The sequence below is a fragment of the Microcoleus sp. LAD1_D5 genome, from assembly GCF_036702115.1.
In the GTDB taxonomy this organism is placed as follows: Bacteria; Cyanobacteriota; Cyanobacteriia; order Cyanobacteriales; family Microcoleaceae; genus Microcoleus.
Genome location: NZ_JAUBSA010000004.1, coordinates 104,795 through 122,537 on the forward strand (window position 1 = coordinate 104,795; position 17,743 = coordinate 122,537).

Below are 17,743 nucleotides of genomic sequence, written 5' to 3' on the forward strand. Positions count from 1 at the left end.
AAAAAAAGAGGGAATTTTCCCTCTTTTAATCACACACTAACTGCGATGTTATTCTTCCGTCGCAGGAGGGATTTCTTCCTCTACTACATCTAATACTGCTTCGGGTGCTGCTTCGGGTGCTGCTTCGGGTGCTGCTTCGGGTGCTGCTTCGGGTGCTGCTTCGGGTGCTGCTTCGGGTGCTACTTCCGGTGCTACTTCCGGCAGATCCTCTTCCATTGCTGAGGGTACGTCTTCGAGTATTTCGTCGGAGAGTTCATCATCAACATCAGTTGAGTCTACAGGAATGTCCATGCCTGCTTTAGCTTGCTTTTGAGCCAGCATTTTCTCACGGAACTTAGCTGCCATTTCCTCAGCTTTTTCGTACACCAATTCGCGATTTTTGACCATCGCGCCCGGTTCCGGTTCCAATTGCTTAGTGGAGAGAGAAATCCGGCCCCTCTCGGCATCCAAGTCAATGATCATCACTTTCACTTCGTCGTTGACATTGAAGACGCTATGAGGCGTATCGATGTGATCGTGTGAAATTTCCGAGATGTGCAGCAAGCCGCTGACGCCGCCGATGTCGATAAAGGCACCGTAAGGCTTGATACCGCGTACTGTACCGATGACCACTTCCCCGACTTCGAGGCGGTTCATCTTGCGCTCAACTAAGGCGCGACGATGACTCAACACTAGGCGGTTGCGGTCTTCGTCTACCTCTAAGAATTTTAATGGTAATTCTTCGGCGACTAATTCTTCCTTCGGTTTGCGGGTGCTTATATGAGAACCGGGAATAAAGCCTCGCAAGCCTTCTATTCTCACGAGTGCGCCGCCGCGGTTGGTGGCAAATACTTGCGATCGTACTGTGGCATCTTCTGCTTGCAGTTGTCGCACTCTTTCCCACGCCCGCATATACTCGATGCGCCGGATGGACAGGGTTAATTGTCCGTCTTCATTTTCATCGGTTAGAATGAAAAATTCTCTGGTTTCGTTTGATTGCAATACCTCTTCAGGGCTTTCGACTCGATTGATCGACATTTCCTGAATGGGAATGTACGCTGCTGTTTTAGCACCGATATCAATCAGAGCGCCCCTGGGTTCTATACTAAAAACTGTACCCGCTACTACATCGCCCGGGCTAAAGTGATAGTCATATTTATCAAGTAGGGCTGCAAAATCTTCGTGAGTAAAGCCGATGTCTTTGACTGTGGTTTTGAGATTGACCATGCGAATAGTTTCCTAGGATTTCTCTCCTTCATGTTTTTCGTTTGTGCCGGCAGATATTAGAGATTTTGGTGAAAAAGCGATTAACTTTTTTCCAAATCTTTTACTAAAGTCAGTTTTCGCTAACTTTTGCCGGGTGCAACTGCACACCAGCGCTTGCCATTACTGTTACTCCATACTCTGTGTTAAAACGTTTAATCTTAACATTCCGAGTCAAGTAGACTATTTTGACACTCTCAGGTATAAATAAACTGAGATTCTTCATTCAACGAGCCGACTTGCTGGCGACAGGATTACTCCAGTCTAAGTAGAGGTCGGTTTCTCCAGAAGCGTAAATTTCGGTATGCCCTACCGTATTTAATTAGTCACCGATCTTTAGTTAGGTTTTGTTCAAATGCGAGCTTTCCTAAACTGCAACACCGTTAGGTGTGACTACGCACTCAACTAATCCAGTTAAGTTTTTACGTTGTCTAGTTATACTCTATTTTAGACCGATGACGATCATATCACACCCAGCACTCTTACTGAGAAAAAAGAACACTCGCTCGAATGAGAGTCCCTTGAGTCGCTATTCCTCCCGGCCTTCCTCGCGACACGGTTTTCAATCTCCCAGAATATTTCTCTAAATTAATTTAAGCGAGCTTAGCTGGGACTAGCGCAGGATGCGGGGCTTTCTCGATCGACTGCTTCGGAATCTGGCAAATCTGCGTCAAAATTTGGAGCAGTTTCTGTATCTTCAGCTTCGTTGAGGGGATTCTGAAGGTGATTTAGGGTATCTACAAAATCTCGGATGCCTCGAAATTGCCGATATACTGAGGCAAAACGGACATAAGCGACTTCGCTGAGCGGCCGCAGGTGCAACAGCACCAGTTCCCCTATTTCTGAACTGGCGATTTCTCGGAGCGATCGACCTTGGAGTTGCGCCTCAATTTCTTCTGCCAGAGTTTCGAGATGCCCGGAAGACAAACCGGTTTTTTCGCAGGCCCGAATCAATCCCCTGACTAATTTTGACCTGTCAAAAGATTCGCGCTTGCCGTCCCGCTTGATCACCGTAATCGGGACAAATTCTATACGTTCGTAAGTTGTGAAGCGGTGCTGGCAGCTCAAACACTCACGCCGCCGACGGATGCTTTGACCTGATTCGGCTGAACGCGATTCTAGAACCCGGCTATTTGTGTGTTGGCAGGAGGAACAGCGCATGATTGCTGATTTTAACAGGCATTGCCAGCAAATTGCCATTCATCTAACCGCCTGGGGTCTGATGAATGGCTGGACTAGAAAAATCACTTAGCACACAGCGGTGAAATAGTCCCGCACCAAATTAGATCACTATGATGCGGGCTAACCGCAGTCCGGTTCAAGATATTTTGGACGTGCTGCAGGCGTATAGCTAATTATTTGCCAATCCGGGGAGGTTCCCGAAAGGCGATCGCAAAAAATAGTACGCCTATGGCTAAAGCCAGAATCAAAATGTAAGCAACACTTTCCATGTTAAATTTTCCCTATCTTCCCTTGCCGTATTATTTTATCTTAATTACTGGTTTTATTATTAACTAAAAAAACCCGGTTTCTTGAAGAAACCGGGTTTTTGTGTAGCGGGGAAGTTTCCCCCCCTACCCAGAGGCTGGCGAAATCTAGAGAGATTCTTCTCTTCTTGTTGTTACGTCGCCCACCTTTTGGAACAGGCCCCACTCGACTTGTTCTTCCAGGTCAGCCTCAACTCCAGCAAACACGTCGCGGAAAATAGTCCGAGAACCGTGCCAGATATGGCCGAAGAAGAATAACAAAGCAAAGCAAACGTGTCCGAAAGTGAACCAACCGCGAGTCGAAGTGCGGAAAACGCCGTCCGAATTCAAGGTTTCACGATCGAATTCAAACACTTCACCTTTTTGAGCCGCGCGAGCAAACTTCTTAACATCTAGAGGATTATTAAAGGTTTGACCGTTAAGTTCGCCGCCGTAGAAGCTGACGGTAACTCCGCTTTGTTCAAAGCTGTATTTTGATTCAGCACGGCGGAAGGGGATGTCAGCGCGAACGATCCCATCTTTGTCCGTCAAAATCACTGGGAAAGTTTCAAAGAAGTTGGGGAGGCGGCGAACCGACAATACCCGACCTTCGCTGTCAGTAAATACTGGATGACCCAGCCAGCTTTTCGCAATACCATCGCCATTGACCATCGCGCCGGCCCGGAACAAACCGCCTTTAGCAGGAGAGTTGCCCACGTAGTCGTAGAAAGCCAATTTTTCAGGAATTTGTTCGTAAGCTTCTTGGAAGCCTTGACCCCCGGCCAAGGTAGCTTGAGCTCTGCGATCGATTTCTTGTTGGAAATAGCCGCTGTCCCACTGATAGCGAGTCGGGCCAAAAAGTTCGATCGGAGTAGCAGCAGAACCGTACCACATCGTACCCGCAACCACAAAGGCTGCGAAGAACACGGCAGCGATACTGCTAGAAAGTACAGTTTCGATATTCCCCATCCGCAGGGCTTTGTAAAGACGTTCCGGCGGCCGCACTGTCAAGTGAAACAAACCGGCAATTACGCCGACTACGCCCGCTGCAATGTGGTGAGCCACGATGCCGCCCGGATTATACGGGTCAAAGCCTTCTGGGCCCCAAGCAGGCGCCACTGGCTGGACGTGACCGGTCAGGCCGTAGGGGTCGGACACCCACATTCCCGGGCCAAAAAGTCCCGAAAGGTGAAATGCACCGAAGCCGAAGCAGAGCAAGCCGGAGAGGAACAGGTGAATGCCAAACATTTTTGGCAAGTCGAGGGCTGGTTCACCGGTGCGAGGGTCTCTGAAAAGTTCTAAGTCCCAAAATACCCAGTGCCAAACTGCTGCTAAGAACAGCAGGCCCGAAAGGATGATGTGAGCGACGGCCACGCCTTCAAAGGACCAGAAGCCCGGATCGACATTACCTTCGCCCGTGATGCTCCAACCGCCCCAAGAACCCGTAACTCCCAAGCGAGTCATGAAGGGCAACACGAACATCCCTTGACGCCACATTGGGTTCAGAACTGGGTCTGTGGGGTCAAAAACTGCTAATTCATAAAGGGCCATTGAGCCGGCCCAACCTGCCACGAGGGCAGTGTGCATTAAGTGTACAGAAATCAATCGGCCTGGGTCATTTAAGACGACTGTGTGTACGCGATACCAGGGTAGTCCCATTGACTGCGGTTCTCCAAGGTGTAAGTGATGATGTCTATTTTTACGGAAAAATCAGATTCTGAATCCCCAGCAGTTACCTGCAGGGTTTAAACTCTGCCTTTTGCCGACTGCCATCTACCTTCAAAGGTGGAGGCATAAAAATGAAAGTTATTTAAAGAAGTGTATCGAGTGTTAGAACCGATTGCAATATGTTGGGCATTACATTAGTTGCGGGTTGCCCATTTCGCAGCGCGCGGCGATCGTCCCGAGGCGTTCGAGGACTTGCTCGGCATCGATCAGTCTGGTGAGGGTGACGTTGCCGATATTTTTGGCGGGATCGGCGGGATCGGGACGGACTGCTGGTTGGACTTCTACCATGAGTACGGCGTCTTCTACGCGGTAGAGCCACATTTTTTCGTTGCGATCGGAAAGACAGAGGTTGAGCTGTTGGATGTCCGGTGGCCGCCTCCAGGCGGCGTGACTCCACTCGCCGCCTACCCCCCAGACGCGCCCAACTTTCCAGCCGTCGGATAAGAAGAAGTATTTCACTTGTGTACGCTTGTTGAGATTTTTTTGTCTAACATAACGCAAAACTGCAATTGTACGGAATTACGGAATTATTGAACCGCGAAGACGCGAAGGGTGCATATAAATATTGTTATTCGATCGACTATTGCCTATAATATGCTATGTAAGGCATAATTGCTCCCAATGACATGGAACATTGAGTTTCAATCTGATTTTTACTCTGAGTTTACCGAATTCCCCACTGATGTCAGATTAGAGCTTTTAGCAAAACTCACACTGTTACAAGAATTTGGTTCTAACCTCAAGCGTCCTCACGTCGATACTCTCAATGGTTCTAGCTACACCAATATGAAAGAACTTAGGTTTCAGGCGGCTGGTGGAGTTTGGCGAGTCGCTTTTGCATTTGACCCCCGCAGAGAAGCGATTTTGTTGGTAGCTGGGGACAAATCTGGTAGTAGTGAGAAGCGATTTTACAAGCAACTAATTAAGATAGCAGATAGTAGATTTGCCGACCATTTGAATAAGTTAATGGAGCCAGAAACAGATGACAATTAGCCTGAAGACTATTATGGAGAATTTACCTCCCGAACAACGAGCCATAGTCGAAAAGCGAGCGGTTGAATTAATGGCTGAAGAAATGACATTGCAAGACTTACGAAAAGCAAGGAAATTTACTCAGATTCGCATGGCAGAATTATTAAATATGCGTCAAGAAAATGTCTCGCGGCTAGAACGCCGTGCGGATTTGTTGGTATCTACTTTGCAAAGTTATATCGCGGCAATGGGTGGGGAGTTGTCATTTGTCGTAGAATTCAAAGATCGACCCCCCGTAAAAATTACTGGATTAACATCGATGTTTGAAGAAAGCAGCTACACTAATGGAGAGGAAGAGTTTTAATTGAGGAAACTAAAACCTAATTTTGCCAGATGTCTATTCTTCAATCTAAAATCTAAAATCTAAAATCTAAAATCGAATGACCGCACAAACACCAGTACAATTCCAAGACAGTTTCGACATCATCGTAGTAGGTGGCGGACACTCCGGCTGTGAAGCCGCCCTCGCCACTTCTCGCCTCGGCTGTCGCACCCTTCTCCTCACCCTCAACCTCGACAAAATTGCGTGGCAACCTTGCAATCCGGCTGTCGGCGGCCCCGCTAAAACCCAACTAACTAACGAAGTTGATGCGTTAGGCGGGGAAATTGGCAAAATGGCCGATCGCACTTATCTACAAAAGCGCATCCTCAACTCTTCACGAGGCCCCGCAGTGTGGGCCCTGCGAGCACAAACTGACAAGCGGGAATACGCCGCTGTGATGAATAATATTGTTGAAAACCAAGAGAATTTGACCATCCGAGAAGCGATGGTAACAGACTTAGTTTTGGGCAAAAATGAAGAAGTAATCGGAGTCGAAACATACTTCGGCGTCGCTTTTGAATGCAAAGCTGTAATTCTGACCACAGGTACTTTTTTAGGTGGCACAATTTGGGTAGGCAATAAGTCGATGCCCGCCGGACGTGCCGGAGAATTTGCCGCCGTTGGTTTGACGGAAACTCTCAATCGTTTGGGCTTTGAAACTGGCAGGTTGAAAACAGGAACTCCGGCAAGAGTTGACAAACGTACTCTGGATTATACCAACCTGGAACCGCAGCCGGGAGATGCAGAAGTTCGCTGGTTTAGTTTCGATCCAGAAGTTTGGATCGAACGGGAACAAATGCCTTGTTATTTGACTCGAACTACGCCTGAAACTCACCAGTTAATTAGAGACAATTTGCACCTTTCTCCAGTCTACGGCGGCTGGGTTGATGCGAAGGGGCCGCGCTATTGTCCGAGTATTGAAGATAAAATTGTACGGTTTGCGGATAAGGAAAGTCACCAGATTTTTATTGAACCGGAAGGTAGAGATATTCCTGAACTTTATATCCAAGGTTTTTCGACTGGTTTACCGGAAACTTTGCAATTGCAAATGTTGCGGACTCTTCCTGGTTTGGAAAAGTGCGAGATGATGCGTCCAGCTTATGCTGTTGAGTATGATTATTTGCCGGCAACTCAGTGCTTTCCCACGCTGATGACTAAGAAGATCGAAGGGCTATTTTGCGCGGGTCAGGTGAACGGTACGACCGGATATGAGGAGGCGGCTGCACAGGGGATTGTGGCGGGGATTAATGCAGCTCGGTTTGCGAAAAATCAGGAGATGATTGTGTTTCCTCGCGAGCAAAGTTATATCGGGACTTTGATTGATGATTTGTGTACGAAGGATTTGCGGGAACCTTACCGGATGTTGACTTCGCGATCGGAATATCGGCTATTATTGCGATCGGACAATGCTGACCAACGCTTGACGCCGCTGGGACGGGAAATTGGTTTGATTGGCGATCGGCGGTGGGAGTTATTTGAGCGGAAAAAAGCTAATATTGTGGCAGAGAAGGAACGCTTGTACTCGACGCGGGTGAAAGAGCACGAGGAGATTGGCAAGGCAATTTTGGCAGACACTCAACAAGCGATTAAAGGTTCAATTACTCTCGCTGATTTGTTGCGTCGTCCGGGTTTTCATTATGTCGATTTGGAACGGTACAATTTAGGCAATTCTAGTCTGAAGTTGGCTGAGAAAGAGGGTGCAGAAATTGACATCAAATATTCGGGCTATCTGCAAAAACAGCAAAATCAAATTGATGAAATTGTCAGACATGAACGCCGACAATTGCCTGCGGATTTGGATTACATGGCAATTACAACTCTCTCGAAAGAGTCGCGGGAAAAGTTGACTAAAGTGCAGCCACTGACTATTGGCCAAGCGGCCAGAATTGGCGGGGTAAATCCGGCTGATGTTAATGCTTTGTTGATTTTTCTGGAAGTGCGAAACCGTCAGCAGCCAGCGGGTGTAGGTAAATAAGCTAAACTAGAGGTGTCTCAAGGCTTCCTTCAATTTTATGAAATCGCAGTGTGAAAAAGTGTGACTCTTGTGGAACCACTATTTTGTTTGGCGGCTTTCAAATTGATGGATATAGATTCTGGGCGTTGCTGAGTCACGGTATGAATCAACTTTTCGCTTGATGTTACAAAACTCACCCGACTGGGCTTATAAAAATTCCGAAATCTTGAATTTATACCTGTATTCAGCAATGCCACAAAAAAGGAAAACGGGCAGAATCTCAACTCTAATTGATGAAATGCTGCCAGTATATTGTAGATATTGATCAATCCTCGAACCAAGTCAGAATTTCGCAAACATCCCGTATAAAAATCAGCGTTCATCCGTGGTTCAAACATCCCCGAAATTCCCACCATTTTTGCCAACCTCAAAGCCTTAGAAGACCAGCGAGATGCCTTGCTGCACGCTTATATACGCGGTCACTGGTGGTACTAGGAAATAGAGCGGAATTTGGTATTGGGCGATCATTGCACAATCGGCTAAATAGTCATTCCCCAGCTTCGATAACAAAAGTGGGAGAGTCAGAGAGAGGGAGAAGTAGGAAAATCTTCCTTTATTCTCCTGACTACTGACTACTGACTACTGATTACTGACTACTGACTAATGTGCCCAGAGAATCACGCCAGCTTCATAAGGACTGCTGAGATTATCGTGCTTCGGCAAAACCCGCAACGACAAACCTTGCAAACCGCTAGAAGTATAAGTAATGTCAGCCGTATAAAGGCTAGCATTGTGAGAATCTTCTCCCAAATACTCCATCACCACCGGCACGCCACCAATGATATCGCCGTTAGCATCAACCGAACCTTGATAAAGTTCAACTTGCACGTCCGCAGGGGTCAATCCCATCAGATTAATCCGAGATTTAACAGCGATCAACTGATTGACCTTAACTTCCTTATCCTGAGAAATATCAACAGCCTCAATCTTAATATCGTGCCACTTCGCGAGAACGTGCTTCTTCCAGTGAGACAACTCCTTGGCCGGAGCGCAATTATCCGAAGTCATCGTGAAGAATCGATCGCTCACCGGGAAATATGCCCGCCGCGCGTAATCCTTCACCATCCGAGCAGTATTGAACAAAGGACAATTCAAGCGAATAGAATCCTTCATTTTCGCCGTCCAACCGCGGGGAATTCCATCAGCATCCCGGTTGTAAAACAGCGGTACAACTTCTTTTTCCATCAAGTCATACAAAGCATTAGCCTCGACTTCATCCTGATACTTAGTATCTTCGTAAAATTCCCCATGTCCGATCGGCCAACCGGTACGAACATAATCAGCCTCATCCCACCATCCGTCAAGAATGCTCAGATTCGGTAAACCATTCATCGAAGCTTTCATCCCGGAAGTACCGGAAGCCTCACGCGGGCGGCGCGGCGTATTCAGCCACACATCGCAGCCAGACACCATCATCCGAGCAACGTTAATGTCGTAGTTCGGTAAAAACACCATCGAACTCATCGTCTCGTGCTCGCGGATGAAGTGAACGATATCCCGAATCAATTCCTTACCCGGAATATCCATAGGGTGAGCCTTCCCAGCAATCACAAACTGCACCGGGCGATTTTGATCGCGCATGATCCGCATGATTCGATCGACATCGCGCAAAAACAGCGTCGCCCGCTTGTAAGTAGCAAAACGGCGTGCAAACCCGATCGTCAGTACCTTCGGATTGAGAGCCTCCCGCGCGTGTTCGATTTCCGTTTGGGCCGCACCGCGCTCACGCAAAGTCTTTTGCAGCCACTCCCGTGCGAACACCACCAACTCCGAGCGACAGCGTTCGTGATTGCGCCACAATTCCTCATCAGGAATCGACGACATCCGATCCCAGAGTCGATCGTCCTTACCGGTCATTTCCCAGTCCGGGCCAAGGTATCGATCGTACAACTCCTGAGTAGACTTCGCCACACAACTGCGAGCGTGCACCCCGTTGGTAATCGAAGTAATCGGTACTTCTTCCTGCGGCAAACCCGGCCACAAACCCTGAAACATCGGGCGCGACACCACACCGTGCAAAGCCGCCACCCCGTTGACAAAACTCGACATTTTAATTGCCAAAATTGCCATATTCAGAGGTGCGGACAAATCGCCAGTATTCTCCCGGCCCAATCCCAAAAACTCATTTTGCGACAAGCCAAATATCTTGGGATACTGACTCAGATAGTGCATGACCATATCCGGCTCGAACAAGTCAAACCCAGCAGGCACCGGCGTGTGAGTCGTAAACATACTGCTCGAAACCACCACCTGTTCCGCTTCTACGAAACTCAGGTGATATTCCTCCATCAGCATCCGAATGCGTTCCAAAGCCATGAAAGCCGCGTGGCCTTCATTCATGTGATAAGCCGTAACTGTCAGCCCCAATGCCTTGAGCATTTTCACGCCGCCGATGCCCAGCATGATTTCTTGGTGCATCCGCAGAGTTTTGTCACCGCCGTACAGTTGGTCGCTAATATCTTGGTCGTAGCGGCTGTTAGGTTCAATATTTGTATCCATCAGGTACAAAGGAACCGTTCCCACTTGTACTCGCCAAATCCGGGCGTACACCTTGCGGCCGGGATAGTCTACCTCAATCCGCAATTCCGAACCGTCGGGATTGCGTTCTGGGTGCAGCGGCATATTGTAGAAATCGTTGAGCGGATAGCGTTCTTGCTGCCAGCCGTCGGCGTTGAGATACTGCGAAAAATAACCTTCTTGGTATAGCAAGCCGACACCGACTAAGGGCAAGCCCAAATCGCTAGCTGATTTGAGGTGGTCGCCTGCGAGCACGCCCAAACCGCCGGAATAGATCGGTAGGGCTTTAACTAAGCCGAATTCCATCGAAAAGTAAGCGTAGCATTCTTGCTGCTCGGTGTCGCGCTGTTTGCGGTACCAGGCGCGATTTTTGAGATAATCGTCTAATTGTTGGGCTGCTCGGTTCATTTGGGCAATGAAGCCTTCATCTTCTGCCATTTCTTGCAGTCGCTCTTGAGATATGGTTCCGAGCATCAGCACCGGGTTTTGGTTGCTGGAGTCCCAGAGGTCTCGATCGAGGCGGCGGAAAAGGTCTTTGGTATCAACGTTCCAATCCCAGTGCAAGTTGTAGGCAAGCTGGCGCAGGGGTTCGAGAATTGCCGGTAGCGACGGGGAAACGTTAAATGTGCGAATCGGCTGCATAGACAAAGCTTTTATGTTGGAGTAGCGATATTTTCCTCTGTCTTTGGGTACAAGTCCGTTATTCTGCACACTATTTTAAGTTTTAACAAGGGCGGGCGATCGGCTGTTACCTTAACTGCGGTGGCGCGAGCAAATGCCGATCGCCCTTAAAACCGCTTGCCGCACTTCCTGATGAGATTTCTCAATGCCACTAGACCGAAAAATCCAGTGTCCGCCGCCCGCGTGTTCCAGCAAAATTCTCTTTCCGTCGGGCAAAACTATTTGCCACAAGTTTAAAACGGAGGTTTTAATAAGCTTGCACTGGATTTGGTGCAAGTTGGTTTCCATGACCTTGAGTTGATGCACTACCTGATTTTGTGCCGCTGATTTCATCTGATTTTCACTTCTGATTTAACGCCTTTGAGAGAAAGGGGCTTGGTTTGCAGCCCAAACCTCAGCAGGTTAAGGGGTATGCACGTGTTTGACATCAAACACTTGCACTAATAGGAGACACTAATGTTAAGGCGGTTTGAGCAAGCTAAACACCCTATGTCAGGCCCGCCCGACCGCTTTTTGTCGTGTCTATAAAAGCAAGCATACTTGCGACCTCGCAGTTTATCAAGTGTGCTTGCTTTGTTTTGCTGATATGTCCAGAAAGAAGCCCAATCAAGATCCAAATACCAAGCCAGCCTTGCAAGTATTAAGAGAGGCTGTCGGTTTAACTCAATCTCAGCTCGCAAGCCAAATCCCCGATAAAACAGGAGCAAAAACTTTAACTAGACAAGCGATTAGCAATTGGGAGCGAGGACTTGACGCCCCTGAGCTGACAATTCCTCAAGTTAAAGCGCTGTGTCACGCTTTGGGCAAGAATCTTAACGAATTGCCCGACAACTTAGGTCCGCCGAAGCGCTCTAGCAGCGATGATGTTGGGGGTGCAGCGCAGGAAAACCAGTCCGGAGACTAAGATTCTCGGTCAATAACTATAACTTTCGGGTGTGAACGAAGCACCAAATCCCTATGGATGGGTGAGGCGCGCAGATTAACTATTGTTACCAATAGATAAATCTTGAACCGCGACTCACTCACCCTACAAATGACTAATAACTAATGACTAATGACTAATGACTAATGATTAATTAAGCCATTTGCACTTTCCTCAACATAGAATTTACCAAAAGTTTGGTAGCATCACCAGCCGAGAGGGCAGGGCTGAAATAATAACCCTGAATTTCTTGACAGTGGAGTTCGCGCAAACACTCCAACTGCTCTTGAGTTTCTACTCCTTCTGCTACTACGCTCAAGTTCAAATCGCGCCCCAGTGTCGCTACAGCCTTGGCGATCGCCCGTTCGCAGGGATCAGTCGTCAGTCCGCTGACAAAGGATTTATCTATTTTTAAGATATTCAAGGGAAACTTTTTGAGATAATTTAGAGAACAATAACCCGTGCCGAAATCGTCCAGCGCAATTTGCACTCCCATATTCTGCAACTCCCTGAGAACTTTTGTGGTATAATCCACATCTTGCATGGCTGTAGTCTCGGTAATTTCTAACTCTAAATACTTGGGTGCTAAACCGCTTTTTTCCAAGCAGTTCGCTACCATTTCTAATAAATTAAATTGCTGGAACTGCCGAGCCGAAACGTTGACTGCTACCCGCAAATCTGGCTGCAAAGCATCCTGCCAAGCTTTATTTTGAGTGCAGGCTGTTTGCAGTACCCATTCCCCAATAGCTACAATGAGCCCGTTCTCTTCGGCGATCGGAATAAATGTAGTGGGAGTAACTAAACCTAATTGTGGATGTTGCCAGCGTAGCAGGGCTTCCATGCCCTGAATTTTCCAAGTAGTGATGTTGACTTTTGGCTGGTAGAAAACCTCAAATTCTCCCTGTTCTAAAGCCTCGTGCAGCCTGTGTTCTATAGTGAGTAACTGGCTCCCTTGGGGATTAATTGTTGAAGTATATAACTGATAGTTATTTCTTCCCATTTCTTTAGCGCGGTACAAGGCGGCATCGGCATTTTTGACTAAAGTTTCGGCATCTTCACCATCATCGGGATAAAGGGCAATGCCGATGCTGCTGCTAACATGAAAGGGTTGTCCTTCTAGTTTAAATGCAGGCTTTAAATTGTGGAGGATTCTTTGAGCTGTTTTAACTGCATCTTCTAAGCAATTGATATCGGGAAGCAGTATGGTAAATTCGTCGCCTCCCCAGCGGGCAACCGTGTCAGTCGATCGCAAAGTGTCGCTGATGCGTCCGGCAAAACCTTCTAACAGGCGATCGCCTGCAGCGTGACCTAGTGTATCATTAATCTTTTTGAACCTGTCCAAGTCTAAAAACATCACAGCTAGCATTTTTTTGGTTTGTTTAGCTTGTTTTAAGGAAGCCAGCAGCCGCTCGTTAAAAAGTATCCGGTTCGGCAAACCAGTGAGTTGGTCATAAACAGCTTGATAGCGAATAATTTCTTCAGCTTGCTTGCGCTGAGTAATGTCCATCATCGTACCGATCGCCCTTACTGCTTTGCCACTTTCATTGCGGATGATGTAGCCGCGATCGAGCACAAAAACATATCCCCCGTCTGCACGGTGAAAGCTGTATTCTTCCGACCAACATTGAGCGTCTGAGTTCATTGTTTCGTTGAAGCTTAACATCACTCTTTCCCGTTCTTCGGGATGAATATTTAGCCACCACGATTCTAATTCTATCGTCTGAGTTTCGTTGAGTTTGTATCCAAAAACTTTTTCAAATTCTTCGCTCAACCAATACTCATTTTTTAATAAATCAAAATCCCATACGGCATCATTTGTCGCCCTCGTCAGCAGGTGAAAGCGTTCTTCGCTTTTGCGTAGTTTTTCTTCGGATTGCACCCGTTCCGTTACATCCCGAAAGCTGAATACTCGACCAGTAATTTTGCCTCCCGTGCGCTGGGGCAACGAGTAGCGCTCGAAGATTCTGCCATCTGTAAACTCGATGATATCGTAACTTTCTGCTGCGGGGCGATCGGACAATTCTTTAGCACAGTTGAGAAATATTTCTGGGTATTTTAACTGATTGATTCCGAACTCCCAAATTTGCTTGTTATCTCTCGAATCCAGCAGGAAATCCGGCAAGTGCCACATTTCGGCAAACTTGCGATTAAAGGTGAGCACTGTGCCTCCACTGTCAACCGCCAGAATACCGTCAGCAGTAGATTCAATGGTTGCTTGAAGCAACGAAAGAGATGTTTCTAGTTCTAACTCTGCTAATTTGCGATCGCTGATGTCAAACGCTGTGATTAAGATCGAGGCTTTTTTTTCAAATTTTATAATATCTACAGTTGCTTCCAACCAGCGCATTTCTCCAGTTTTCGTGACTATTATTAATTCATATTTTGACCCGGCCGTTGAGCGCGCGTCACTGGATTTACCCCATTTTTTAACTATTTCTAAAAAATCTCGATGAATTAAGTCATATAAATCCAATGCTAGTAATTCTTCGCGAGTATATCCTGTCAGAGCTTCTGTCTGAGCATTGACATAACGGAACTGTCTGCGGTGATAGATAAATGCCACAGCATTCACAGTTTCTATCAGTTGGCGAAACTTTTTTTCACTGCGGCGCAAATTTCTTTCAGCCCGCTTGCTATCGGTAATATCTTGTGCTATGTATAACTTGCCGCTGACCTTGCCTTTACCGTCGCGAATAAGTGAAATAGAAAGCAGTACAATTATTTTTTTTTGCTGTTTAGAAAGGTAGACTTTTTCGACGTTGCGGACAGAACCTTCGGCTGTTAAACTTGCTAACTCTAACTCGGGTGCAGGTGATTCAGTTTTCTTAAAAAGTCCGGCTATTGGTTTACCTAACAACTCTTTTTTAGAGTATCCCAAAAGTTGACAGGTAGCTTGGTTTAACGACAGGATATGACCGCCCGGTGTAGTCGCAATTATCGAGACGTTCATTTCCTCGCAAATATCGAGGGCATATTCGGCAGTTTGCTGCAAATCTTGTGTCATTTGGGCAATAGTATCCCAGATATCCTGTTCTTTTTTTGGATACAACACTTTTTCTCCTTCTGGTAACTTGTTCTTCCCTGTTTCAGACTTGGCTTTGATTAACCCGATCCCCTGGGATAAAATATTTACTGTGTTCGTCCTGATCAATAATGAGATTACTACAGAAATAAAAGCCAGATAAGAACCGATTATTTTTAACCTAAAAGTACGCTCTTTCTCCGGGATTTCCTCAGATTGTATAAAATTGTCAGTCCGTAAATTTACTGACTTTATGTGGGATAATTTCTCCAACAATAAGTCGGCGCTTGCAGACGCAGGAGGGCGAGATGTCGATCGCAAATAGCTATGTTTCTCAGGCGCAACCAAAATTGATCCTAAAGCGCGATTGCCGTTTCCCTCCCCTACACTTGCCAACAATATTTTTGCATTAATGCAACATTCCACACCAAAAATAGCAGCAGTTAAATATCCCCAAATTAATCCATAGATAATTTTCATTTCCTCCTGCTCCTAATTTTAAAAAGATGCTTTTGCCATCAAAAATATAAAAAAATTGAACAGAACTTGAGGTGTCATAGCAAAACGGAGCCAACCTTAATTTATGTGGATTTGTAAATTAAATTTTACCAAGCTAAGAATTTAGCCTTATAACTAATTACAATTTTAATCTTAATTTAAAATGTGTCATCAGCCATTGTGCCACAAATTATCCGCCATTGTGCGTAGACACCGGGTGGGAGCGCGCTAAAATTAGATCATTCCCGCAAGGAGGCGACCGGGATTTGTTAGAAAAATAAACAATTAGCTTAAAATCGATGCAGAGGTCCCCTAATTGAACCCATGAGTCAGACCATCCCAGAACTCCAAAAAGAAGTCCGCGCGCTGCAAGCACAAGTTACTGCCCTGCAAGAGTCGCGGGAAAAACTTGGCGTACAGCGCTCTGAGTGCCGAGTGGCAGTCAGTTTTCCCAAAAATAATACTCCTGAAGCCATTGCCGAGTTCCACCAGCAAACTGCTGCTTTTGGGGAGCAGTGGTTGCAGCAAATCCAGGAAATTGACCGAGAGACTAAAAATATTGAAAAGCAACTGCAACAAAAACAGGCTTTACTCAATTACAAGCAAGGTGAACTAGAAAAAATGCTGGCCGGAGAGCACTGGCAAGAAGTAGAAAACACTGTTCAAACCGGGGAAAAGCGCTTGCAAGCACAAGCTCGCAAAATCAATCAAGTCGCAGCGCAGCTAGAGGTAGAAATCCAAGCTTTAAAAGCACTCTACGACCAACTAAATCCGAGTTATTCCGAGTGGTTTCAACAACCAACTCAAATAGTCAAATTTTCTGCAACAACTATTCCTTACGCTGTTCCCAGCAGCAGCGGGTTGATCTTGGAGAATAAGGAGATTGAGTGGGAAAAAAAGTAGTTTTTACTTTTAAAGTTTCAAGGTAAATTCGTGATTTGAATGTAGCCGTCGAACGATCCAATAAGCAAGACAGATTCGACGGCAACATCGCAAGGCTTTTACCTGCTTTTTTAGATAAAAAATACAAAACTGCCTCTGGCGCAGTTAATTTTAAGATTTTTGAGTTTCATTTTTTGAAACAGGTTTATTTTTAACTCTGGTGTCCACCTAAAATCTAAACTATAACTGTTCTGGACGCATCAACCGGGTTTTACGAAAAGACTTTGTTGCAGCCCTCGCTTCCGCTAAAAAACCCGGTTGATGAGAGTGAGGAGTGCGTAATCCCTGTCTAAAATCTCACATAGACTTACTGATGAAACAATTGATTTGGATAGCGCTATTTATTCTGGTTGCGGTGGCGGCTGTGGGTTGGCGTTCTGACTCGTGGCAGCGGTTGTCGGCTGTACCGGAAGTTTCAATCGAGCGCAATATCCACATTTCCCCAAACCCCTCTCCCTCACCATTTTATGCTGAAAAAAATGCAGCCGACAAACCCCAAATTGACCCGTCCCGGTTGTGGAAACACGTCGAGACTTTAGCAGGAGAACGTGAGGGAGAAGGATCTCGCTCTTTTACTAGAGATTACATTTCTAAACAACTGCAAACATTAGGATTTTCCGCAGATTTGCAGCCGTTCGATCGCGGCATCAACGTCTTCGCTCAGAGAAAAGGCACTGACTCAAACGCCGGTGCAATTTTAGTGGCAGCACACTACGATACTGTACCAAACTCCCCAGGCGCTGACGACAATGCGACGGGAGTTGCAGTAGTTTTAGAAGTAGCAAGATTGCTGGGTTCTCGCCCCACGCCTCGGACATTGCAGGTAGCATTTTTCGACAGGGAAGAACTCGGACTTTTAGGCAGTTTAGCATTCACCGGTAGCGAGGCGCGGTTAAAAAATTTGCAGGGTGCGATCGTCCTGGATATGGTAGGTTATGCCTGCCGCACGCCCGGATGCCAGCAATATCCCGAAGGATTGACAGCGCAACCTTTTCTAGAAGCATCGGGGGTAACTTCTCCCGACAAAGGCGAGTTTATCGCTGTGATTGGGGATGCGGAACATCCGCTGCTATTGAAAAGTTTTGCGGAGTCGGGAAAAGCCGATTTGCCGCCTGTGGTGGCGCTGCCGGTTCCCCTGAAAGGGTTGCTGACTCCCGATGTTTTACGGAGCGACCACGCGCCTTTCTGGTATAAAGGAATTGGTGCTGTGTTGGTGACGGATACTGCAAATTTGCGATCGCCCCACTATCACCAATCTAGCGATACATTAGCAACTATCGATCGACCTTTTTTCGCCGGTTCTGCTCAAATTGTTGTTAATGCCGTGGCTAAATTATTGGAAATTAGGTAATTGGTA

14 protein-coding genes are annotated in these 17,743 nt (G+C 46.7%); 6 read left to right on the plus strand and 8 right to left on the minus strand.

Annotated features, from left to right (window positions below; genetic code table 11):
• Nucleotides 1–48 precede the first annotated feature (48 nt).
• From QUA70_RS03365 to QUA70_RS03385, 5 genes are all read right to left on the minus strand, one after another.
• Nucleotides 49–1,206, minus strand: coding sequence for a 30S ribosomal protein S1 (locus tag QUA70_RS03365; RefSeq protein ID WP_333345003.1), 1,158 nt, complete (start codon nucleotides 1,204–1,206; stop codon nucleotides 49–51).
• 639 nt (nucleotides 1,207–1,845) lie between these two features.
• A complete protein-coding gene (gene nrdR, locus QUA70_RS03370) occupies nucleotides 1,846–2,403 on the minus strand; it encodes a transcriptional regulator NrdR (protein ID WP_333324780.1) in 558 nt (185 codons plus the stop codon).
• 194 nt (nucleotides 2,404–2,597) lie between these two features.
• On the minus strand, nucleotides 2,598–2,693 hold the full coding sequence (locus QUA70_RS03375; protein WP_006635641.1) for a photosystem II reaction center protein T: 96 nt from the start codon (nucleotides 2,691–2,693) through the stop codon (nucleotides 2,598–2,600).
• A gap of 144 nt (nucleotides 2,694–2,837) precedes the next feature.
• Nucleotides 2,838–4,367 (minus strand): photosystem II chlorophyll-binding protein CP47, encoded by a 1,530-nt coding sequence (psbB, locus tag QUA70_RS03380; RefSeq protein WP_333324540.1) that lies wholly within the window; start codon nucleotides 4,365–4,367, stop codon nucleotides 2,838–2,840.
• A 198-nt stretch (nucleotides 4,368–4,565) separates the two neighbouring features.
• Nucleotides 4,566–4,895 carry a hypothetical protein gene (locus QUA70_RS03385; protein ID WP_333037185.1) on the minus strand — a complete coding sequence of 110 codons (330 nt, stop codon included), beginning with the start codon at nucleotides 4,893–4,895 and terminating at the stop codon, nucleotides 4,566–4,568.
• A gap of 162 nt (nucleotides 4,896–5,057) precedes the next feature.
• Here QUA70_RS03385 and QUA70_RS03390 point away from each other — a divergent pair, with 162 nt between their 5' ends.
• The 3 genes from QUA70_RS03390 to mnmG all read left to right on the plus strand — a co-directional run bounded on the left by QUA70_RS03390 (nucleotide 5,058) and on the right by mnmG (nucleotide 7,765).
• Nucleotides 5,058–5,429, plus strand: coding sequence for a type II toxin-antitoxin system RelE/ParE family toxin (locus QUA70_RS03390; protein ID WP_333324542.1), 372 nt, complete (start codon nucleotides 5,058–5,060; stop codon nucleotides 5,427–5,429).
• Entirely contained in the window at nucleotides 5,419–5,772 is a 354-nt protein-coding gene (locus tag QUA70_RS03395) for a transcriptional regulator (protein ID WP_333324544.1), read from the plus strand. Before QUA70_RS03390 ends, QUA70_RS03395 begins: the two co-directional genes overlap by 11 nt.
• Nucleotides 5,773–5,848: 76 nt before the next feature.
• Nucleotides 5,849–7,765 carry a tRNA uridine-5-carboxymethylaminomethyl(34) synthesis enzyme MnmG gene (mnmG, locus tag QUA70_RS03400; protein WP_333345005.1) on the plus strand — a complete coding sequence of 639 codons (1,917 nt, stop codon included), beginning with the start codon at nucleotides 5,849–5,851 and terminating at the stop codon, nucleotides 7,763–7,765.
• Nucleotides 7,766–8,404: 639 nt separating this feature from the next.
• Here mnmG and glgP read toward each other — a convergent pair.
• Together glgP and QUA70_RS03410 are read right to left on the minus strand one after the other, a co-directional pair.
• On the minus strand, nucleotides 8,405–10,963 hold the full coding sequence (gene glgP, locus QUA70_RS03405; protein ID WP_333345064.1) for an alpha-glucan family phosphorylase: 2,559 nt from the start codon (nucleotides 10,961–10,963) through the stop codon (nucleotides 8,405–8,407).
• Nucleotides 10,964–11,074: 111 nt separating this feature from the next.
• Nucleotides 11,075–11,335, minus strand: a complete 261-nt coding sequence (locus QUA70_RS03410; protein ID WP_333324547.1) for a hypothetical protein — start codon at nucleotides 11,333–11,335, stop codon at nucleotides 11,075–11,077.
• Between the two features lie 253 nt (nucleotides 11,336–11,588).
• On the opposite strand from QUA70_RS03410, the gene QUA70_RS03415 reads away from it, so the two are divergent.
• Nucleotides 11,589–11,906, plus strand: coding sequence for a helix-turn-helix transcriptional regulator (locus tag QUA70_RS03415; RefSeq protein WP_333324549.1), 318 nt, complete (start codon nucleotides 11,589–11,591; stop codon nucleotides 11,904–11,906).
• 172 nt (nucleotides 11,907–12,078) lie between these two features.
• Here the strand turns inward: QUA70_RS03415 and QUA70_RS03420 are convergent, their stop codons facing one another.
• A complete protein-coding gene (locus tag QUA70_RS03420) occupies nucleotides 12,079–15,426 on the minus strand; it encodes an EAL domain-containing protein (RefSeq protein ID WP_333324551.1) in 3,348 nt (1,115 codons plus the stop codon).
• A gap of 342 nt (nucleotides 15,427–15,768) precedes the next feature.
• Between QUA70_RS03420 and QUA70_RS03425 the strand changes: the two genes are divergently transcribed.
• Together QUA70_RS03425 and QUA70_RS03430 are read left to right on the plus strand one after the other, a co-directional pair.
• Nucleotides 15,769–16,347: a hypothetical protein gene (locus QUA70_RS03425; RefSeq protein ID WP_333324553.1), complete on the plus strand. Its 579-nt coding sequence runs from the start codon at nucleotides 15,769–15,771 to the stop codon at nucleotides 16,345–16,347.
• A 352-nt stretch (nucleotides 16,348–16,699) separates the two neighbouring features.
• A complete protein-coding gene (locus QUA70_RS03430) occupies nucleotides 16,700–17,737 on the plus strand; it encodes a M28 family peptidase (protein ID WP_333345007.1) in 1,038 nt (345 codons plus the stop codon).
• Nucleotides 17,738–17,743 lie beyond the last annotated feature (6 nt).